We start from the raw sequence: 20,061 nt of genomic DNA, 5'->3' as shown, positions 1-20,061 counted from the left end.
ATCACGGCAGCGGCGGTTCCTGGTGGCTGAAAACGCGCTCCAGCACTTCGGACAGCTCGTCTTCGGAGAACGGCTTGGTGATATAGGCCTTTGCCCCCTGCCGCATGCCCCACATGCGGTCGGTGTCTTGGTCCTTGGTGGTCACCAGGATCACCGGAATGTGCTTGGTCGAGGCATCGCGGGCCAGGGTGCGGGTCGCCTGGAAACCGTTGAGGTTGGGCATCACCACGTCCATCAGCACCAGGTCGGGCAGCTCGGCCTTGGCCGCTTCCACCCCGGCGGCGCCATCGGTGGCGGTCAGGATCTCGTGCCCGAGTTTTTCGACGATCCGCTGTATCCCCAACAGCTGCGACGGTGAATCGTCGACGATCAGAATGCGTGCCATGGTGTTCCCCGTGTGATGCCCGCAGTGTAGTGCGGGCCTCGCACCGTCGTGAAGCGCCGGGCGTGCCGTCCGTCGCCCGGCTGCCACGCTCAGTCGATTCGTACCACCGTGCGGCCGTGGTTGCCGCCGGCGAGCAGGGCCTCGAATGCCGCGGGCAGGCCCTCCAGGCCGACTTCGCCGGTGCAGATCGTGTCCAGATGCGCCGGCTTCCACTCGCCGCCCAGCTTTTCCCAGACCGCTTCGCGCAGGTCACGCGGGGCGCTGGAGGAGGACACCCCCAGCAGCGACACGCCGCGGATGATGAAAGGCATGACCGTCATGTCCAACGCCGGGCTCGCGGCCAGCCCCGCACTGACGACCGACCCGTAAGGCACGGTCTGGGCCAGCAGGCTGCTCAGCATCGCGCCGCCGGCATTGTCCAGCCCGCCACCGAAGCGCGCCGATTCCATCGGCCGGGTGGTCGTCAGCACCTCACGCGGCAGCACCTCGCGGGCGCCAAGGCCACGCAGGTAGCCGGCCTGGTCGGCCTTGCCACTGATCGCATGCACCTCGAAACCGGCGCGGGTGAAGATGTCCACGGCCAGCGAGCCGACCCCGCCGGTGGCCCCGGTCACCGCCAGTGGGCCGTGGGCGGGGGTCTGCCGGTTGTCCAGCATCCGCAACAGGGCCAGCGCGGCGGTGAAACCGGCGGTGCCCAGGATCATCGCCTCGCGCGGTTTCAAGCCGGTCGGTTGGGGGATCACCGCACTGGCGGCCAGGCGTACATAGGGACTGTAGCCGCCATCGCGGGTCTCGCTCAGCCCGCAGCCCGTGGCAAGCACCGCATCACCCTCGCGGTAGGCCGGGTCGGTCGAGGCGACCACCGTGCCCGCCACGTCGATGCCGCCGACCAGCGGGAAACGGCGCAGGATCTTGCCCTTGCCGGTGCCGGCCAACGCATCTTTATAGTTGACCGAGGACCACTGCGCGCGGATCACCACCTCGCCCGGGTTGAGCTGGTCCAGGCCGATCGGTTCCAGCCCGGCGTGGTAGCCGCTATCGTCCTGGTGGATACGGAAGGCGTTGAACCGGTCGGGGATTGCCATGAAGATGCCTGACGAGGGGAAACCGCCACCTTACCTGCTGCGGTTATGAATCGTTCCCCGAGATGCGTGACCCCTTCCAATCCTGTCGATCTGCCCCATCTAGTAGAATCGACAGCGATTTAACGTTTTAACGGTTGACGGTGCGGGAATGGCCCGCAGGCAACCTTACCTTGATGGAGCGTGCATGGCCTGGAATACACCCGGCGGCAACAAGGGCGGACAAGGCCCCGACGAGAATCGACGTGGGCCGTTCGGTCCTCGCGGTGGCGGCAATGGCGGCGGTTGGGGCGGTTTGCCCGGTCCGCTGAAAGACCTGTTCGATGGTGGCATCCTGCGGTGGGTCGCAGTGGCTGCCGTGTTGCTGCTGCTGTTCTCCAGCTTCCAGCTGATCGGCGAACAGCAACGCGGCGTGGTGCTGCGCTTCGGTCAGTTCCATCGCATCCTGCAGCCTGGCCCGAACTTCAAGCTGCCGTGGCCGCTGGAATCGGTCACCAAGGTCAATGCCACCGAGATCAAGACGTTCAGCAGCCAGGTGCCGGTCCTGACCCGCGACGAGAACATCGTCAACGTCTCGCTCAACGTGCAGTACCGCATCGATGACCCGCGCCTGTACCTGTTCGGCTCGGTCGATGCCGACCAGGTGCTGGAACAGACCGCGCAGAGCGCGGTGCGTGAGCAGGTCGGTCGTGCCGACCTCAACAACGTGCTGAACAACCGTGGCCCGCTGGCCGTGGCCGCCGAAGAGCGCCTGCAGGCCTCGCTCGGCAGCTACCGCACCGGTCTGTCGGTGACCGGCCTGACCCTGCCCGATGCCCGCCCGCCCGAGGAGGTCAAGCCGGCCTTCGATGAGGTCAACGGTGCCCAGCAGGTCAAGGAGCGTCTGATCAACGAAGCCCAGGCTTACGCCGCCAAGGTTGTCCCGGAAGCGCGCGGCCAGGCCTCGCGGGCCCGGACCACCGCTGAAGGCTACAAGCAGGCCGTGGTGGCCAAGGCAGAGGGTGACGCCGAGCGCTTCAGCCTGCTGCAGGTCCAGTACAAGGACGCCCCGGAAGTCACGCGCAAGCGCCTGTGGCTGGAAACGGTGCAGAAGGTGCTCTCGGAGAACCGCAAGATCATCGGTGGCGATGGCCGCCAGCTGATCTACGTGCCGATGCCGGGCGACACCCGCACCAGCACCAACGCCGCTCCGGCGGTGACCCCGGAAGTCATGCTGCCGTCGCTGCCTGCCAGCACGGCCGTGGATGGCGTTCGCAATGCGGAGCGTCCGACGACGCGCCCGACCGGTCGTGAGGAGGGCAGCCGATGAGAAGTTCACTGTGGATTGGTCTGGCCGTAGCGGTCCTGCTGGGCCTGCTGGGTTCGGTCTACGTTGTCCGTGAGGATCAGACCGCGATGGTGCTGAACTTGGGCAAGGTGGTCCGTGCGGACATCAAGCCGGGCCTGCACTTCAAGGTGCCGCTGGTGGAAACGGTGCGCGTGTTCGATCGCCGCTTCCAGGTGCTCGATACCGCCCCGGCGCGCTACTTCACCGCCGAGCAGAAGGACGTCAGCGTCGACTTCTTCGCCATCGGTTACATCTCCGACGTGCGCGCGTATTTCCGCGCGACCGGCGGCGATGCCCGCGTGGCCAATGCCCGTCTGGCCCCGATCATCACCGACTCGCTGCGCAACCAGATCAACTCGCGTTCGTTGCAGCAGCTGGTGTCCGGGGATCGCAGCGAACTGATCGCCAACCAGCTGACCGGCATCAACGAGTCGGTCAAGGCGCTCGGCATGCAGATCATCGACCTGCGCATCAAGCAGATCGACCTGCCGACCGACAGCCAGGTGATCAACGATGTGTACGAGCGCATGCGCGCCCAGCGTAAGCAGGAAGCGGCCAAGCTGCGCGCCGAGGGTGAAGAGCAGTCGCTGACCATCCGCGCCCAGGCCGACCGCGAGAGCACCGTGATCGTGGCCGAAGCCGAGCGCGACGCCCAGCAGCTGCGCGGTGCCGGCGATGCCGACGCCGCCCGCATCTACGGCAAGGCCGGCTCGGCCGACCCGTCGTTCTACGCCTTCTACCGCAGCCTGGAGGCCTACCGTGGCTCCATGACCGACGGCAATGGCGTGATCGTGCTCGACAAGAACGACCCGTTCCTGCAGTACCTCAAGAGCGATCGCTGAGGCTTCAGGCGGTCGTCATCCACGGGGACCCGGTGCAGACCGGGTCCCCGTTTTGTTTGTGGAGATGTCATGAAAGATCTGTTCTCGGCCCTGTGCCTGGTCGCCGTGCTCGAAGGCCTGTTCCTGTTCGCCGCCCCGTTGGCCTGGAAGCGCATGGCCAAGCAGCTGTTGATGCTGCGCAGCAGCGCCCTGCGCGCCTGGGGCGGGGTGATCCTGCTGGCAGGCCTGACTACCCTGTGGTGGTTGAAGCACTGAGCGGACACCTGCCGGCTCCGGCACTACCCGGGTCAGGCTCCCGGTTCAGCCCGGCACCACGCGGTCTCGCCCGGTCCTGACCGGTTGCCAACACGAGCCTCCGGCGGGGTGGCACCTGCCCAGGGAAACCCGGATAATGCAAAAAAGCCGGACGGGCCTCCCCGTTCGGCTTTTTCCGTGTCTGGGCCTTCCATCGCCGGCCGCTCCCCGTTTGGAGCCGCCATCACCGCGCTGGCCAGCCCTGCCACGGTTTACCCGTCCGCGGCCCCGATGGCCGCAACATATGAGGAGCCCGTCATGGGTCAGTCTGTCGTAGTGCTTGGTGCCCAGTGGGGCGATGAAGGCAAGGGCAAGATCGTCGATCTGCTCACCGAGGAAATCGGTGCCGTTGTGCGTTTCCAGGGCGGCCACAACGCCGGCCACACGCTGGTCATCAATGGCAAGAAGACCGTGCTGCACCTGATTCCGTCGGGCATCCTGCGTGAAGACGCGCTGTGCCTGATCGGCAACGGCGTGGTGATCTCGCCGGCCGCGCTGCAGAAGGAAATCGCCGAGCTGGAAACCTCCGGCGTGGAAGTGCGTTCGCGCCTGAAGATCTCCCCGGCCGCGCCGCTGATCATGCCGTACCACATCGCCCTGGACCAGGCGCGCGAACGCGCTGCCGGCGGCAAGGCGATCGGCACCACCGGCCGTGGCATCGGCCCGGCGTACGAAGACAAGGTGGCACGTCGCGGCATCCGCATCGCCGACCTGCATTACCCGGCCCAGCTGGAAGAACTCCTGCGCACCGCGCTGGATTACCACAACTTCGTGCTGACCAATTACCTCAAGACCGACGCGGTCGACTTCCAGAAGACCTACGACGAAGCACTGGCCTTCGGCGAATACGTCGAGCCGATGAAGTCCGACGTTGCCGGCATCCTGCACGACCTGCGCAAGCAGGGTAAGCGCGTGCTGTTCGAAGGCGCCCAGGGCGCGCTGCTGGACATCGACCACGGCACCTACCCGTACGTCACCAGCTCCAACACCACGGTCGGTGGTGCACTGGCCGGTGCCGGCGTCGGCGCCGATGCGATCGACTACGTGCTGGGTATCGCCAAGGCGTACGCGACCCGCGTCGGCGGTGGCCCGTTCCCGACCGAGCTGGACGATGAAGTCGGCCAGGGCATCCGCGACCGTGGTGCCGAGTACGGCGCTTCGACCGGCCGCCCGCGTCGTTGCGGCTGGATGGACATCGTCGCGCTCAAGCGCGCCGTGGCCATCAACGGCATCAGCGGCCTGTGCATCACCAAGCTGGACGTGCTCGACGGCATGGAAAAGCTGAAGGTCTGCATCGCCTACGAATACCGCGGCAAGCGTACCGAGTACGCGCCGCTGGACGCGCAGGGCTGGGAAGAGTGCACCCCGGTGTACCTGGAGTTCCCGGGCTGGACCGAGAACACCCACGGCATCACCAACTGGGACGACCTGCCGCCGGCCGCCCGCGCTTACCTGCGCGCGCTGGAAGAGCTGGCCGGTTGCCCGGTGAGCATCGTCTCGACCGGCCCGGACCGCGACCACACCATGGTCCTGCAGGATCCGTTCGCCTGATCAGGCGCGCAGTGCCGGGCATGCCCGGTATCGCGTGAAGGTGTAGCGCGTAAGGAAATGCCCCGCGCAAGCGGGGCTTTTTCTCTTTGCTAACACAGCTTCCAAAATACATGGTTGCGTTTTAAGCCCTGAAAGACGCTCCATCTGCGTTATCGAAACCAACGTGTAGAAAGGCTTGCGCCGGTCCCGCCAACGCGGGCCGATCCCATGGCGCTTGGAGCTAACCTTGAGTCAACGGTCGCAGTGCCGGGCCTCAGCTCGATAATTTGTTCGAACGCATCCTAGGGCACTCAGAGTCGCTAAGTCATGAGCATGGAGCAAGATCCGGCCACGGCGTCGACTCCAGCGAAGTCCGCTTGCTTCGCGGTTGAGGGAAGCGCACCGTAAGCAGGGATTTGGCTTGATCGTCAATCAACCTGAATGGGGAGATCAAACGAGTTGTTTTCTTCTCTAGACTCGCTCACCGTGTTCTGGTCATCGATGGTGAGTCGAATGGTATGCGCACCGGGCGAAGCCAACCACGCACCGTAGTACGTGCTGACGCGGCTACGTGAACCTGGTGGCAGAGTGGCATTCTGTAGGCCACCCCAGACGCACCCTTGGCTGAAACACTGACTGTTTTCCGTCGCCAATAGCCCCATCCAGGTCGCACTTGCGGCGATCGATCCGATATTCTCGATAGTGGCGACAAATGATGTCGCATCGCCTGCGCGGGGGTGGGCAGGACGTGTATAGGCGTTCACGATTTGCAAGTCGGGCTTGTCCGAGACATTGATTAGGCGGGACAGCTGGTTGTTGCTTTCGACTGCTTCGGGCACCAGTTTCTGATCGTCAACGATGACGGTGATGTTCTGGAGGGAGGATGCCGCTGGCCAAGTGGGACCAGCTGCAGGAAGCCAAACCGATTCACCAGGCTGCAATGCACTCATCAGCCCGCTCCATGGACAACCCGTCTGCGGGCAGGTGCCGTTGACCAGATACACGGCACCCAGCCAACCCGTTGATGCAGGCATCGAGCCGCGATTGGTCACCGCTACGCGGAAGCCCACGTGATCGCCAGGTTGAAAGTTGGCCGGCACGCTCTCAATCAGATAGGGCAGAAGATCCGGCTTGTCGCCAACCACAATTTCGCGAGTTGTCTCATTGTTATGCTCGTTCGACTCTTTTAAACGGTCTGCGTCGTCGACATAGGCAGTGATGGGGTGTAGGCCTGCAGAAGGCTGCACGCGGGCCCTTGGTTCAGATCTATGGCAATCTGCTCACCGGGCATCAGGCTGGCCGAGGTCATGCCCCACTGGCACCCACCTGTGAAGCAACGTCCATCCTCATGTACGAGTACGCTGTGCAGTCCCAAAGGTGAAGCTGCGTTGCCGGTGTTCTGAATCACAGCCCGGAAGCGCACCGATTGGCCTGGCAGGAATTGTGCAGGCACTGTCTCCACGCGCATGACCTGAAGGTCTGGCTGGTGGCTCAAGTCGTCTACGACGGAGCTGAGAATAGCGGGGCAGTTATGACCATCAAACGCGTAGTCTGGCCGTGTTTCCGGCCAGTAAGCAAAGTAGGCGCTTCCCATACTCCGCGGCCGATCTGATCCATAGACGCTCTGGAGCGCGGCCTCCAGCGTTGGCCTGAAGTTGAAGCGAAGGGCAGGGTCGCGACATGCGCCAGCAAAGGCAGGAAGCACCGGCACCATGCCGGTGCGCAGCAATCCATGTTTCTGCCACTTCCGGTACTGATTGACCTGGCTCTGCAGATCGTAGGCGTACTGATCGACAAAGACGACATCTTGAGCAGTGGCACTGATGCCGTACTGGATTTCCACATCGGTAAGGTCCCACATCGTGTTTGCGATGATGATCGGGCGTGCTACCGTATCCGGATCAACTTGGCGGATCCGCTGGTAGACCAGTTCCTGATATCGCTTGCATATCCCTCGATTCACTGGGGCTCTGCGTAGCGCTGGTTCGTCAAAGGTGTAGTAGCCAACCACGATGTCCGAGTTCTGGAGCGCGATACTCGCGAGGTCGTCCAGGCTCGATTCAAGCCAGCTGGGCAGGCGTTCGCTCCCAGGATTGCACGCAGCGGTTTCGTCGCTGAACCAAGCTTCACTGACGGGGCCGTTGTACATCAGAACCACCTTGAACTGCGACAGCAGCGGGTCCTGGCGGACGGCAGACAGTTCAGACCTTACCTCGCTGGGCGACCAGCCGGACACGGGAATAACGTTGATTCCCGAGTTGCGTAGCATGGTCAATTGCTCCCGCACCAAAGGATCGGTATTGCCGATCACATTGGCTGTGTAAAGAAACTTCATGTTGGTGCCAGTGTAGCCGTCTTGTGCAGCGGCGATGTGTGGGGCAACGAGTCCAGCGAATAGCAGAAGCGTCAGTGTCGATTGATTGCTCATGATTACCCCTTTGACGGAAAGTGCTCCAGTAACCTGCCCGCCAAGCCAACGCTAATCTGAAGAATAGCGTCCCGGGTTCCATGCAGGAACGAAATGCGACTAGATAGTCGAACTGACTATCTGTACAGAAGGATCATCCCAGCCAAAATCGGCGATGCGACCGTCGCGCCCTGCAACATAGCAGGAGACATGCGGCGGCCACTGTGCGTGCAGCCGAACTGGACGCAACTGCGCGTGAAGCCACGACTGTTGGTGCTCCGCCCACCGGCGATGTCTAACCGATGGCTGCCGCTCAGTGGCACCACGTTGGGCAGGGTTGTGCCCGGCAGCAGTTACACGGCCCTGCAGTCGTCGTAGACGGATATGCGCCGGTGTATCTGAAGTTCGCGGGCTGGACCGAGAACATCCAGGGCATCATCCACGGGAATGACCTTCCGGCGGCGGCTCGCGGCCAGCTGCGCGACGGGAGAGCTAGCCGGTAGTCCGGTCAGCATCTTCTCGACCTGCCAAGGCCCCGGCTACACCATGGTCCTGGAGGATCCGTTCGTCTGATAAGTCGAGCAGTGCAGGGTAGCGGCCGGCACTGCCACGTGTCTGAAAAAACACTCATCCCAGACGGGGCCTTTTCTGAGACGCAATGTCGTGTTTTATTCCAGACGGTTAGATGCGGCAAGTGTTGTCGTAAATTGCTTCTTTGTCTTCTTGCATTAATGAAAGAATGTGCTAAAGCTTGGATAGCTGGCTGTGGAAGATACGCGATGAACTCGGCTGGAGTGGCAATGGTGGTTAGGCTACGACAGTGAAGGGCGAAGCCCGGGAAAAGTCAGGAGAATTCACTCGCCTACATCATTACCGAGCGCTCAGGAGACATCGCTAAAGATGCAGGTTTTTTTCGCTGGAGGGGTATGAAAGGACGAATGCAAAAATTGGAAAGTTGGATCAATGAAGTTGATCCTAAAGGTCGAAAGCGCTTCATTCTGGGCTTAGTCGCATTTTTGGTAGCTTTGCTCCCTGCCTGGCTCTTCAAAGGGGTCTCGCCAACATGGGCTACATTCTGTGGTATTGGGATTGCACTTTCAGGCTATGCCCTTCTCGCCTACAGCTGTCATCGCTTCCTGGTAATCAAACACGAAGAGCTGATAGGTGGAGCAGCCTTGTTTGTATTGCTGGCGATCCTGATGATTGGCGTCTACGCTTTCTATTATCAAGCTTTTCCGGTCTCAGGTGCAGTGGATGCCGATTTTCCCCGGCGATTGAATGGCGTTGAGGCCATTTACTTTTCGACAGTCGTGTTCACTACACTTGGGTTCGGCGACATCGTGCCGAAGAATGACTTGGGGAGGTGGATGGTGATTTCTGAATCCATTGTCGGTACTACCCACATGGTGTTCTTCATACTCCTGTTCCTTCGGAACATCCAACCCTCACGCCAATGTAATTGATGGGATTGAGGCGGGCAGATGTGATGATGCAATGGTTAGGCTTCAGCGCCGGCCGACGCCCATCTGCAGTTCCGACAGCTCCAGGTTCTCATCGTGGTTGGCATCCAGGCTCTGGAAGCGCATCTGCGACGAGCGACGCATCTCCTCGGCGCTCAGTTCGCCGTCGCCGTTGAGGTCAGTGATGCGTACCCATTCCGCTGCCGAGAACTCGCCGTCGCGTTGTGGGCCCAGCACCGCCTGCACTTCATCCACCGTCACCCGGTAGTTGTGGTCGGCATCGAGCACGCGGAAGAAGGCATCGCCGTCGTACTCATCCCGGCTGATCCTGCCATCGCCATTGCGATCGAGCAGGGCGAAGCGGTCGGCGGCCGTGGCGGGCAGTTCCTGCGCCGCTGCGGTGCCGGCCGCCACCACGCCGCAGAGAAGGAGCAGGGCAACGCGGGGCGCGGGCATCATCACGGTAATCTCCAGAATGGGGGCGGTGGTCGAGGCGTGCCGTCAGCGGCCAGTGTCCGCCGCGTCGGTGATCGGTACAACGGCAAATTCCCGGATTCGCGCCAGTAGTTCTACTGGTCGGCCGCGACCCTTGGCGCGCCGTGATCGCGCCGGTTATCGAGGCCATGGCATGCTGTGCAGCCTCTCAACGATCCGCCGGGGCAAAATGGAGTCTGGAGACACACCCTTCGCGATGAGCAGTGCCAGCTGCGCGCTGCATGCCGTGGTGAGCGAGCTCGAAGCGATGCTGCGTAGCGACGGGGAGCGCCACTGGGCGGATTGGATGCAGCGGGTCAAGCTCAAGCTCGAGCAGGGCGCCCCCGACGCGCCGGAGAGCCTGCTGCGCGCCTATGGCGGCATGGGATCGTTCAATGATCTCGCGCTGGGCCAGGATTACAGCAACGGCCATTTCCAATGGAAAGCCGACGCGGGCGAACTCAACGAGCGGCTGGATGCACTGCGCGGCCGGGCCTGGGAGCTGGCACGGGCGATACGGGACGCAACGTCCGCTGCACGTTGATCACTGGGCGGCAAGCGGCGCGCCCTTCAATACCGGGTACGGATTGATCGACTCGCCCTTCCACCACTGCTTCTCCGGGCCCAGTACATGGATCTCGAAATGCAGGTGCGGTGCTTCCGGGCTGGCATTGCCGGTGCTGCCGACATAGCCGATCACCTCGCCGCGTTTGATGGTCTTTTTCTCCGCCAGGCCCTCGGCATAGCGGTCCAGGTGCGCGTAGTAATAGCAGTAGCGGCCGCTCGGTTCGAACTGATAGACGGTCAGCCCGCCACGCACGCTGTCGAACAGTTTTTCCACCGTGCCATCGGCAACGGCAAGAACCGGCGTGCCGTTCGGCGCGAGGATGTCGATCGCGTCGTGCACGCGGCCTTCGCTGCGTGCGTCGGTGAAGGTGTCCTGCAACTGATCGGCACGGATCCCTTGTACGGGCAGCAGCAAGGCGCCTGCGCCCTCGGCCGGTGCGGGTGCAGAACCGCCCGCATCCGGCGCGGGCGGGGGGGGCGTGGTCTGCACCGGTGCAGGCGCGGTGCCCGGCTGCGGTGGCGGCGGAACATCGCGCGTGGCACGTGCGGAACTGGTGGCCGAGCCAACCTTCGCCGGCTCGGCAGCCCCGAGCCTGGCGGAGGGATCCGGGGCCAGCAGCCAGTATCCGACCACGCCCAGCACCAGGCCGACCGCCAGCAGTCGCAGGGTTTTCATGCGCTTACTCCTGCATCACGACCGGCACGGAGGCATCCACCGCGTCGGCCACCTGCAGCGCATCCCAGTTGGTCATGCGTACGCAGCCGTGCGACTCGGTCTTGCCGACATGGCCCGGTTCCGGTGTGCCGTGCAGGCCGTAATGCGGCTTGGAGATATCAATCCAGACCACGCCGACCGGGTTGTTCGGGCCCGGCGGCAGCACGGCTTTGCTGTCACCCGCCTTGGCATCCCAGAACAGCTTGGGGTTGTAGTGGAAGGTCGGATCGCGGGAGATGCCGAGGATCTTCCATTTCCCGATCGGCAGCGGGTCATGCTTGCTGCCCGACGACACCGGGAACTGCGCGTAGACCTTGCCGTCGGCATCGAACAGGCGCAGCGTCGAGTCGGATTTGTCGATCACCAGTTTGCTCGCCTTGGGCAGCGGCGTGACGGCGATGTTCGGCACCTGGATCACGCTGCCGGCCTTGCCCAGGTCCACGCCCGGGTTGAGTGTCTTCAACAGCTCCGGCGAGGCGTGGAAGCGTTCGCCGAGCGCCTCTTCCACGGAACCGAAGCCCAACGCCTTCAGTTTCGACTGTGCGGCGGGGCCTTTTGGAAGCGGCTGGAATGGACCGGCGACGTCGTCTGCGGTGAGCGTGTAGCGCGTCAGCGGCGGCGCGGCATCGGGCTGCAGGGCCTGCCAGGTGGCGTCGTCCAGTTCGCCGGTGACCTTCAGCCCGCGTGCGGCCTGGAAGCCGGAGACGGCGCGTTTCTGATTGGAGCCGACCTCGCCATCGATCTGCCCGGGCGAGAAGTGCGCACGATCCAGTAGTACCTGCGCATGCAGATCCGAACGCAGGCCCGTCTCCAGTGGCGCCTTCGCCGGAGCGGTGGCAGTGGCGGGGGACGGTGCGGTCTGCGCCATTGCCCAGCCCGATGACGACAGGGCGAGGGCGAGCGCGGTGACGCGTGCGAATCGATGCATGCGAAGGGACATCGGTGACTCCATGGAAAACGTGCATCCACCATGCCAGCGTCGGTTGCGCGTTCGACGTGAAAACTGTGACGTGGCGCCTGGCAGAAATGGCATTCCGTCAGTGAGGTGTGCGTTACGTGAACCCCTTCACAGCCGGGTGGGTCAAGGCACTTCATCCAGCGCCGATACCGGAGCACTCACCTCGTTTGGAAGATGTCATGGATAGTTTGCGCAACGTCAGCGTCGTCTGGCGGCTGGGGATCGGCTTTGGGCTGCTGCTGGTCCTGGTAGCGGCGGTGGTGATCATCGGTGCCAAGGGAAGTGCCCTGCAGAAAGAGGCCATGCAGCAGGTCGTCGAGGTCAACATGGCCAAAGTGGGGGTGCTCTCGGACATGCTCGACGCCAACAACGAAATGATGGTGGTGCGGCGCCAGATGCTGCTGCGGCAGGGTGATGGCCTGGCCGATGATGAAGCCCGTATCGCGGCGCTGGTGGCGCGCTACGAGGCGAGCTGGAAGACCTATCAGGCCATGCCGGCATCCGACGATGAAAAGGCCATTGCCGAGGCTATCGCTACCTGGCGCGGTCGGGCCCAGCCACTCAACAAGCAGATGGGCGAGCTCATGCGGCAGGGCGATTTCGCCGCAGCGACGGCGCTCACTCTCGGTGCCGTGCAGGAAGCGGCCAATGGCTGGAACGCCGCCCTGGATAACGGAGTGGCCTACGAAGAAACGCAGAGCCGTGATGCTGGCGCCGCCGCGATCCGTCTCGGCGAGCAGACCGTGATGAGATTGCTGATCCTGGGCGCGATTGCGCTGTTGGTCGGCATTGCCGCCTCGGTGTTGATCGGCCGCAGCCTGACCGCACCGCTGGCACGCGCAGTGGAGCTTGCCGCACGGATGGCCAAGGGCGATCTGGCCGAGGAGGTCCGCCTCGGTGGCCGCGATGAAATCACCCGGCTGGGCAACGCGATGGGTACCGTGCGCGAGACCGTGCGGGCCGCGATCAACGCGCAGCTGGAGATGGCACGGCAGCACGAGGCCGGCGCGCTGGGCTACCGCATGGATGAGGCGGCATTCCCCGGCGATTTCGGGCGGATGATCCGTGCCACCAACGAACTGGTGGGTTCACACGTGGCGGTCGAGCTGCATATGGTGGACGTGATGCAGCGTTACGCCATCGGCGATCTGAGCCGTGATCTGGACAGCTACCCGGGCGAGAAGGCCGTGCTGACCAGCACCATGGCCACGGTCAAGGGCAGCCTGATGGCGATCAACCAGCAGATCGAAACCCTGGCATCGGCGGCACGCGCGGGTGATTTCTCGGTACGCGGTGACGAGCCGGGCTTCCAGTTCCAGTTTCGCGCGATGGTGGCCCAGCTCAACGGCATGATGGCCAGTTCGCAGGCCAGCATCGCGGACCTGTCACTGGTGCTGCGGGCGATCTCCACGGGGGATCTGACCTCGCGCATGGAGGGCGACTACGAAGGGGTCTTTGCGCAGATGCGCGACGATGCCAACGTCACGGCGGTGCAGCTGACCGGTATCGTCCAGCAGATCCAGGGCGCGGCCGGGAGCATCAACGACGCCGCGCAGGAACTGGCGGCCGGCCACAATGATCTCTCGCGACGTACCGAGCAGCAGGCAGCCAACCTGGAAGAGGCGGCCGCCTCGATGGAAGAGCTGACCTCCACGGTCCGGCAGAACGCCGAACTGGCCAGCCAGGCCGATCACGAGGCCAATGCGGCCGGCGCGGCGGTGAAGGCGACCGAGCAGGCGATTGCGCAGATGGCGGCAGTGATGGGCGAGATCGACCAGTCTTCGGCGCGGATCTCCGAGATCTCTTCGGTGATCGATGGCATCGCGTTCCAGACCAACATCCTGGCCTTGAATGCCGCGGTGGAGGCGGCCCGCGCCGGCGAGAACGGACGCGGCTTCGCGGTCGTGGCCAGCGAGGTGCGCACGCTGGCACAGCGCGCTGGTACGGCGGCCAAGGAGATCAAGGCGTTGATCGACGAATCCAGCGACAAGGTCAGGACCGGTCTGAGCGTGACCGTGCAGTCCGAAGCGGCGATCACCCGGCTGACCCAGGCCAGTGCGCGCACCAATCAGCTGATGAGCGATATCGCCGCCGCCACCAAGGAGCAGGCCACCGGTATCGAGCAGGTCAACCAGGTCGTAGTGCAGATGGACCAGGTCACCCAGCAGAATGCGGCGCTGGTGGAAGAAGCCACGGCCGCCAGCCGCGCGCTGGAAGAGCAGGCGCAGGCACTGACCGAATCGGTCGCGGTGTTCAAGATCGCCGGCACCGACGTCGTGCGGGGCCGACCGGGCGCGCTGCAGGCTGCGTGACAGCCGTCGCCGGATGAGTGGAAAACAGAACGCCCCGCATCTGCGGGGCGTTCTGCATGGCCGTGCGACACGGTGGCGCCGGGCGCCGGGCGCCATCGGCGTCGACTCAGTCGTCGTTTTCTTCCGCCGCTTCCCGGCCCTGCTGGCGGATCAGCGCTTCTTCGCGCGCATCGTTGATCGCGTGGCGGACGCCATCCAGATCGATGCTGCTTTCATCCTGCTCGAACGCGCCGGTCAGCACGCTGTCCGGGAGCAGATCGCCGGCCTCGAACAGTGCCCACATCTCTTCGCCGTACCAGGTCTCCAGCAGTTCCGGTGCCCAGCGGCCCAGATAGGCGGTGAGGTTGTTGACGTCACGCAGCAGCATCGTGCGCGCGGCATTGTTGCCTGCAGCGCTGACGACCTGGGGGAAATCGATCACCACCGGGCCTTCCGGGCCGACCAGCACGTTGTACGGCGACAGGTCGCCGTGGATCAGGCCGCAGCACAGCATCCGCACGACCTGGCGGACCAGGATCTGGTGAAACTCGCGGGCCTGTTCCGGGCTGAGTTCGACTTCGCCCAGACGCGCGGCGGAATAACCCTCGGCATCGGTGACCAGCTCCATCACCAGCACGCCGTGGAAGTAGCCGTACGGCTCGGGCACGCGCACGCCAGCATCGCGCAGCTGGTACAGCGCCTCCACTTCGGTGTTCTTCCAGGCCGCTTCCTGCTGTTTGCGGCCGTAATTGCTGGCCTTGCCCACGGCGCGCGCTTCGCGGCTGCCACGGACCTTGCGGCCTTCCTGATACTGCACGCGCTGCTGGAAGCTGCGCTGGGCCATGTCCTTGTATACCTTCGCGCAGCGCACATCGTCGCCGCTGCGGACCACGTATACCGCTGCTTCCTTGCCGCTCTTGAGCGGGCGGAGCACTTCATCGATCACGCCGTCGTCGATCAGCGCCTGCAAGCCTTGGGGGGTCTTCACGGTATCTCGGGAATCGGCTGGCGCGGGGCCTGCCCTGGAGGGGGAGGGATTTTCGCATCTTCGGGCCGAGGGAGCCATCAACGCAGCGCCCGGCGGCCGGATCGTTCAGCTGTGTGCACGGCCATGCCGGCTTGAAATCTGATTCACATCCGCGCGGCAGGCTGGGGCCACCTACCCAAGGAATGCTGCCCATGATGCTGTCCCTGCTGCGCCGTACCGGTGCCGTCCTGGCCCTGTTGCTGGCCGTTCCCTCGCTCCATGCCCGCCCGGCGGCCGCCGATACGGTGCTGATCGTGGTCAGCGGCGAAGGCCGTGACCAGGGCAAGAGCCGCCCCGGGTTCGAGATGGACGAATTCGCCCAGGCCTACCTGATCTTCCGCGACAACGGCCTGGCCGTGCAGGTGGCCAGCCCGCGCGGCGGGCCGGTGGAGGCCGACAAGTTCAATGCCGAGGAGCCCTTCAACGCACGCGTCCTCGCTGATCCGGCCGCGACCGCGCTACTGGCCGATACCCGCGCCACGGCCACGCTGCGGGCGGCCGACTATGCGGCGGTCTATGTGGTCGGAGGCAAGGGCGCGATGTTCGATCTGCCGGCCGATGCCGCGCTGCGCAGTCTGGTCGGCACGATGCATGACCGCGGCGCCGTGATCGCGGCGGTGTGTCACGGCCCGGCTGCGCTGGTGGACGTGCGGCTGGCGGACGGATCGCTGCTGGTGGCCGGACGTCGCATGACCGGCTTCACCAATGCCGAGGAAGGGGTGTTCGGCAAGCGCTGGGCGAAGGAGTTTCCCTTCCTGCTGGAGACGGCGCTGCGCGAGCGCGGTGCGCGCTGGGAACAGGCGCCGCTGATGATGCCCAAGCTGGTCGTCGACGGCCGGCTGATCACCGGGCAGAACCCGTATTCCACACCGGCCGTCGCCGAGGCGATCGTGCGCGCTACCGGTCGCACGCCGGTGGCCCGCACGCCGTGGCGTGACGAGGCCAGCATGGCGCTGGTGCAGCGCCTGCTTGCCGGTGAGGGGGAGGCGGTCAAGCGCGAGCTGGCCAGCAACCGTACGGGCTATCACGACCAGCTGATCGGCGTGCTCGGGTACTACCAGCTGCAGGCCGCGCAGGACGACGCAGCGGTGCGTGACGCGCTGGCGATCATGCAGTTGGCCGCGCCGTACATGAGTGAGCCGCAGCTGCCGCTGGGCATCGCGCAGGCGCATTGGCGCCTCGGCGAGGTCACACAGGCACGCAGCGTGCTCGGCAAACTGCTGGAAACCCACCCGGACATGGCCGAAGCTAAGCAGCTCAAGGACACGATCGAAGGCTGACCCCATGGACGAAGGCCTGCACATCCTGGTGATCGAGGACAATCCGGCCCTGCGCGCCGGCATGGCCACGCTGCTGGAAGCCCGCGGCCATCGCGTGGCCTTCGCCGCCGATGGCCGCAGTGGCCTGCAGATGGCGCTGGATGAACCGCCGGAGGTACTGGTGCTGGACCTCACCCTCCCGGGCATGGATGGCCTGCGTGTGTGCAGCCATCTGCGTGAGCAGGCCGACCGCCACATTCCCATCCTGATGCTGACCGCGCGCGACACGCTGGCCGACAAGCTGGTCGGCTTCCAGGCCGGTGCCGATGATTACCTGGTCAAGCCATTCGCGGGCGAGGAGCTGCTGGCGCGATGCCTGGCGCTGGCCCATCGACACGGACGACGCGATGGGCATGTGCTGCGCATCGGGTCGCTGGGCATTGATCGCCGCAGTGGCGCCGTGTATCGCGGTGGGCAGGCGATCGAGTTGCCGCAGACCGCTTACCGGCTGCTGGTGCTGCTTGCCGAAGCCTGGCCGCGTACGGTCACCCGCAGCGAGTTGATCCGACGGCTCTGGGGCGATGAAGCACCGCCATCGGATCCGCTGCGCTCGCATCTGTACCTGCTGCGCCAGGCGCTGGACAAGCCCTTCGAGCGGGCGATGCTCAAGACCGTGCACGATGTCGGCTTCAGGCTGGAGGCCGACGCATGACGGCACGGGTGCATCGGCTGCGCAACCGGCTGATGCTGGTGTTTGCGGTGTTCGCGCTGGCGGTGGCCAGCCTGTTCGGCCTGTACGTGGCGGTGTTCGTTTACAGCGTTGAAGATCGCTTCTTCGATGCGATGCTCGAACAGGAAGCGCAGCAGCAGCTGGATCAGCGGGCAAGCCGTGGTACCTGGTCGCCGCCGCGCAATGCCTTCATGACGATCCACGACAGCCCTGCCACGTTCCCGTCCGATCTCAAGGCCACCTTCGATGCCGAGCCCTGGCGCCGCGAGATCGCCGGTACGCAGGGGCGGCACTATCACCTGCGGCCGGTGCAGCCGGAAGGGGCCGCCACGCCGGGGTGGCTGGTCGCCGAGGTCAGCCAGCAACTGGTGGTGCGGCCGATGCGCAGCCAGATCCTGGCGTTGCTGGCCTGGTCCGGACTGGCCGTGGTGATGGTCGCCGTCCTGGCCGGCGCATGGCTGGCCCGACGCACCACGCGACCCTTGTCGAGGCTGGCGGCGCTGGTCGATGAGATGGCACCGGATCGGTTGCCGGTCGGGTTCGCCGGTGACTTCCCGAATGACGAGGTCGGCGTGCTCGCCCGCGGCGTGGAGGATCTCAGCGGGCGGGTGCGCGCCTTCATTGCCCGCGAACATGCGTTCACCCGTGACGCCAGCCATGAGCTGCGCACGCCATTGGCGGTGATCCGCAGCGCCACCGAACAGCTGGCCAGCGAACCGGGTCTGTCCGAGCGTGGGCGGCAGCAGCTTGAGCATGTGCAGCACTCGGCGCGGCAGCTCGAGCAGACCGTCATCACCCTGCTCACGCTGGCCCGCGAAGAGAACGTGGATCAGGAGGCGACCCCACAGCCGGTGCTGCCGATGCTGGAACAGGTAGTGGTCGAGCAGGCGTCGCTGCTGGAGGGCAAGCCGGTGCAGGTGCGGGTCGATGTGCCCGCCAGCGCGTGCCTGGCGGTGCCTGGCCCGGTGCTGCACATGCTGCTGGCCAACCTGATCGGCAATGCATTCGCGCACACGCGGGCGGGCGAGGTGTACATCGATGTCGCGGCCGGGCGGCTGCGGGTCCGCAATACCGCGCCGGCAGGCGATCCCGATGCGATCATGCGGCCGTTCACCAAGGGCGAGGGCAGCGCCGGGTTCGGGCTGGGCCTGACGATCGTGCAGCGGTTGTGCGACCGCTTTTCGATCGACCTGCGCATCGAAGGGACCGAGCACGCCACGGAGGCAAGTTTCAGCGTGCAGTAAGGCCCGGCGCCACGGCGGTCTCCGCGACCGCGCGACCCCGGTGCGCCCGCTTCCGTCCATCGCCAAAGTGCGCGATGCTCTGCCGAACGGGGGAGGGGCGCATGGGGAACAGGGACGAGGGCAGCAGTCACGGGGATGTCCCGGCGGAGCAGACGCCGACCGATTGGTCGTTGCTGCCCGTCACGCATGGCAACGAAGATTCGATGGTGGCCGTGATCTGGCGTCTGCTGCGGCAGGAGCCGGCGTTGATGGTCAGTGCCGGCTACGTATTCCTGTCCGTGCTGGGGCTGTGGTCGAGCTACTTCTTCTATTTCAAGTTCCGGCTGTCGATCCTGGATTACCTGCAGGTCAGCGACTTCCTGGTCGCAGGAGTGCGCGATCCGGCCTACGTCCTGATCCTGCTGCTGGGTGCTCTGCTGGCGGTGCTGCTGGGCTGGCCGGAAACCCTGCGGCGGCGCAACCCGGCCAAGGTGGCGCGCCTGCGTGCGCGCCACTGGGGATGGCGGATGCTGTTCTCCGAATCGCCGTGGATGAACTGGGAGTTCTCCGGGTTGCGTCCACTGACCGGCATGTGCATTGCGGTGGTCTGCTTCATGGCATTCGGCGCGGCGCTGTATGCGCTCAGCTCGGCCGAGAAAATCCGCGATGGCAGGGGCGGTACGTCGGTGCAGGTCGTGCTCGGGGGAGACGCGGCCGCGCTGCCCGGCACTGCGAAACTGCTGGGCTCCAGCAGTGCGTTCGTGTTCCTGTGGTGGCCCGAACAACGGCGGGCCGAAGCCGTGCCGATCGGCTCGATCCGCCGGCTGCAGTCGATGCCGCTGCCGGTGAAACCGGTAGCACCTGGAACGGTCACGCCATCCAAGCCGTCCACGGTGCCAGTGCAACGGTAAGCGCTGCGCCTGCGCTCTGCCGCGTGCTGCTTCAGGCAGCACGCGGTAGATGCACGGCCGGCCGTGCGCGCAGGTCAGGCCTTGCCGGCCGCTCGCTTGCGGGCGCCGGTCGTTGCCGTCTTGGTTGCCGTCTTTTTCGCAGGCGTCCGGGCGGCGGTAGTTGATGCGGATTTCCGGGTGGCCTGCTTCGCGACGGTCTTCTTCGCCGCTTTCTTTGTCGTCTTCTTGACCGCGGTTTTCGCTGTCGTTTTTCCAGCGGCCTTCTTCGCCGTCTTCGTTACGGTCTTCTTGGTGGCCTTCCCGGCCGCTGCTTTCGGAGCGGCCTTCCTGGCAGCGGTTTTCTTTACCGCTGCCTTCTTCGTCGGCGAGGTCTTCGCGGTCTTGGCGGCCGTCTTGTTCGCACTGCCGCGCTTCTTCCCGCCACCATCCTGCTTGTTGACCGTGGCCCAGGCGATGCGTTCGGCGGTGGCCTCGCTGCGGCCCCGCGCTTTCTCGCTTTCCTCGATGTGCTCGGCTGTGCGCTTCTGCTTGTCGGTATAGCTGGATTTATCACCGCGCGGCATGGTCATGCTCCTGTCT

Annotated in this window: 20 protein-coding genes; 11 read left to right on the top strand and 9 right to left on the bottom strand. The window is 64.8% G+C overall.

Features of this window, described 5'->3' with window-relative positions:
* Position 1: 1 nt before the first annotated feature.
* Both pilH and ACTT2I_RS13080 read right to left on the bottom strand, forming a co-directional pair.
* Positions 2 to 385 carry a twitching motility response regulator PilH gene (gene pilH / locus ACTT2I_RS13085; protein WP_088432979.1) on the bottom strand — a complete coding sequence of 128 codons (384 nt, stop codon included), beginning with the start codon at positions 383 to 385 and terminating at the stop codon, positions 2 to 4.
* 89 nt (positions 386 to 474) lie between these two features.
* Positions 475 to 1,470 (bottom strand): YhdH/YhfP family quinone oxidoreductase, encoded by a 996-nt coding sequence (locus ACTT2I_RS13080; RefSeq protein ID WP_421099181.1) that lies wholly within the window; start codon positions 1,468 to 1,470, stop codon positions 475 to 477.
* 184 nt (positions 1,471 to 1,654) lie between these two features.
* On the opposite strand from ACTT2I_RS13080, the gene hflK reads away from it, so the two are divergent.
* The 4 genes from hflK (at position 1,655) to ACTT2I_RS13060 (ending at position 5,481) form a co-directional block, all read left to right on the top strand.
* Positions 1,655 to 2,776, top strand: coding sequence for an FtsH protease activity modulator HflK (gene hflK, locus ACTT2I_RS13075; RefSeq protein WP_088432981.1), 1,122 nt, complete (start codon positions 1,655 to 1,657; stop codon positions 2,774 to 2,776).
* Positions 2,773 to 3,636: a protease modulator HflC gene (gene hflC, locus ACTT2I_RS13070; RefSeq protein ID WP_019186091.1), complete on the top strand. Its 864-nt coding sequence runs from the start codon at positions 2,773 to 2,775 to the stop codon at positions 3,634 to 3,636. Before hflK ends, hflC begins: the two co-directional genes overlap by 4 nt.
* Positions 3,637 to 3,705: 69 nt before the next feature.
* Entirely contained in the window at positions 3,706 to 3,891 is a 186-nt protein-coding gene (locus ACTT2I_RS13065; protein ID WP_421099182.1) for a DUF2065 domain-containing protein, read from the top strand.
* 297 nt (positions 3,892 to 4,188) lie between these two features.
* On the top strand, positions 4,189 to 5,481 hold the full coding sequence (locus ACTT2I_RS13060; RefSeq protein ID WP_088432983.1) for an adenylosuccinate synthase: 1,293 nt from the start codon (positions 4,189 to 4,191) through the stop codon (positions 5,479 to 5,481).
* Between the two features lie 407 nt (positions 5,482 to 5,888).
* Here the strand turns inward: ACTT2I_RS13060 and ACTT2I_RS13055 are convergent, their stop codons facing one another.
* Together ACTT2I_RS13055 and ACTT2I_RS13050 are read right to left on the bottom strand one after the other, a co-directional pair.
* Complete coding sequence (locus ACTT2I_RS13055; RefSeq protein ID WP_421099183.1) at positions 5,889 to 6,707, bottom strand: CARDB domain-containing protein; 819 nt, start codon at positions 6,705 to 6,707, stop codon at positions 5,889 to 5,891.
* Positions 6,647 to 7,888 carry a hypothetical protein gene (locus ACTT2I_RS13050; RefSeq protein ID WP_421099184.1) on the bottom strand — a complete coding sequence of 414 codons (1,242 nt, stop codon included), beginning with the start codon at positions 7,886 to 7,888 and terminating at the stop codon, positions 6,647 to 6,649. The genes ACTT2I_RS13055 and ACTT2I_RS13050 overlap by 61 nt, the downstream gene beginning before the upstream one ends.
* 905 nt (positions 7,889 to 8,793) lie before the next feature.
* On the opposite strand from ACTT2I_RS13050, the gene ACTT2I_RS13045 reads away from it, so the two are divergent.
* Complete coding sequence (locus ACTT2I_RS13045) at positions 8,794 to 9,330, top strand: potassium channel family protein (protein WP_421099185.1); 537 nt, start codon at positions 8,794 to 8,796, stop codon at positions 9,328 to 9,330.
* 42 nt (positions 9,331 to 9,372) lie between these two features.
* On the opposite strand, the gene ACTT2I_RS13040 is transcribed toward ACTT2I_RS13045, so the two are convergent.
* Entirely contained in the window at positions 9,373 to 9,786 is a 414-nt protein-coding gene (locus ACTT2I_RS13040; RefSeq protein ID WP_421588801.1) for an EF-hand domain-containing protein, read from the bottom strand.
* A 169-nt stretch (positions 9,787 to 9,955) separates the two neighbouring features.
* Here ACTT2I_RS13040 and ACTT2I_RS13035 point away from each other — a divergent pair, with 169 nt between their 5' ends.
* On the top strand, positions 9,956 to 10,345 hold the full coding sequence (locus ACTT2I_RS13035; RefSeq protein WP_421099187.1) for a DUF6966 domain-containing protein: 390 nt from the start codon (positions 9,956 to 9,958) through the stop codon (positions 10,343 to 10,345).
* Here ACTT2I_RS13035 and ACTT2I_RS13030 read toward each other — a convergent pair whose 3' ends face one another.
* Positions 10,346 to 11,044 (bottom strand): M23 family metallopeptidase, encoded by a 699-nt coding sequence (locus ACTT2I_RS13030; protein WP_421099188.1) that lies wholly within the window; start codon positions 11,042 to 11,044, stop codon positions 10,346 to 10,348.
* Between the two features lie 4 nt (positions 11,045 to 11,048).
* Positions 11,049 to 12,023 carry a L,D-transpeptidase family protein gene (locus ACTT2I_RS13025; protein ID WP_421099189.1) on the bottom strand — a complete coding sequence of 325 codons (975 nt, stop codon included), beginning with the start codon at positions 12,021 to 12,023 and terminating at the stop codon, positions 11,049 to 11,051.
* Between the two features lie 197 nt (positions 12,024 to 12,220).
* Between ACTT2I_RS13025 and ACTT2I_RS13020 the strand changes: the two genes are divergently transcribed.
* A complete protein-coding gene (locus ACTT2I_RS13020; RefSeq protein ID WP_421099190.1) occupies positions 12,221 to 14,353 on the top strand; it encodes a methyl-accepting chemotaxis protein in 2,133 nt (710 codons plus the stop codon).
* A gap of 106 nt (positions 14,354 to 14,459) precedes the next feature.
* Here ACTT2I_RS13020 and ACTT2I_RS13015 read toward each other — a convergent pair whose 3' ends face one another.
* Entirely contained in the window at positions 14,460 to 15,320 is an 861-nt protein-coding gene (locus ACTT2I_RS13015) for a PA4780 family RIO1-like protein kinase (protein ID WP_088435360.1), read from the bottom strand.
* 191 nt (positions 15,321 to 15,511) lie between these two features.
* Between ACTT2I_RS13015 and ACTT2I_RS13010 the strand changes: the two genes are divergently transcribed.
* The 4 genes from ACTT2I_RS13010 to ACTT2I_RS12995 all read left to right on the top strand — a co-directional run bounded on the left by ACTT2I_RS13010 (position 15,512) and on the right by ACTT2I_RS12995 (position 19,482).
* A complete protein-coding gene (locus tag ACTT2I_RS13010) occupies positions 15,512 to 16,639 on the top strand; it encodes a DJ-1/PfpI family protein (RefSeq protein WP_421099191.1) in 1,128 nt (375 codons plus the stop codon).
* Positions 16,640 to 16,643: 4 nt separating this feature from the next.
* Positions 16,644 to 17,330 carry a response regulator transcription factor gene (locus ACTT2I_RS13005; protein WP_088435362.1) on the top strand — a complete coding sequence of 229 codons (687 nt, stop codon included), beginning with the start codon at positions 16,644 to 16,646 and terminating at the stop codon, positions 17,328 to 17,330.
* Positions 17,327 to 18,592 (top strand): sensor histidine kinase, encoded by a 1,266-nt coding sequence (locus tag ACTT2I_RS13000; RefSeq protein WP_421099192.1) that lies wholly within the window; start codon positions 17,327 to 17,329, stop codon positions 18,590 to 18,592. Before ACTT2I_RS13005 ends, ACTT2I_RS13000 begins: the two co-directional genes overlap by 4 nt.
* A gap of 101 nt (positions 18,593 to 18,693) precedes the next feature.
* Complete coding sequence (locus ACTT2I_RS12995; RefSeq protein WP_421099193.1) at positions 18,694 to 19,482, top strand: hypothetical protein; 789 nt, start codon at positions 18,694 to 18,696, stop codon at positions 19,480 to 19,482.
* Positions 19,483 to 19,556: 74 nt separating this feature from the next.
* Here ACTT2I_RS12995 and ACTT2I_RS12990 read toward each other — a convergent pair whose 3' ends face one another.
* The gene (locus tag ACTT2I_RS12990; protein WP_421099194.1) at positions 19,557 to 20,051 is read right to left on the bottom strand and encodes a HupB; all 495 of its coding nucleotides are present in this window, start codon (positions 20,049 to 20,051) and stop codon (positions 19,557 to 19,559) included.
* Positions 20,052 to 20,061 lie beyond the last annotated feature (10 nt).

Source organism: Stenotrophomonas sp. PUT21 (assembly GCF_052232875.1).
Classification (GTDB): Bacteria; Pseudomonadota; Gammaproteobacteria; order Xanthomonadales; family Xanthomonadaceae; genus Stenotrophomonas; species Stenotrophomonas maltophilia_N.
This window is presented reverse-complemented; position numbering and strand designations above follow the sequence as displayed.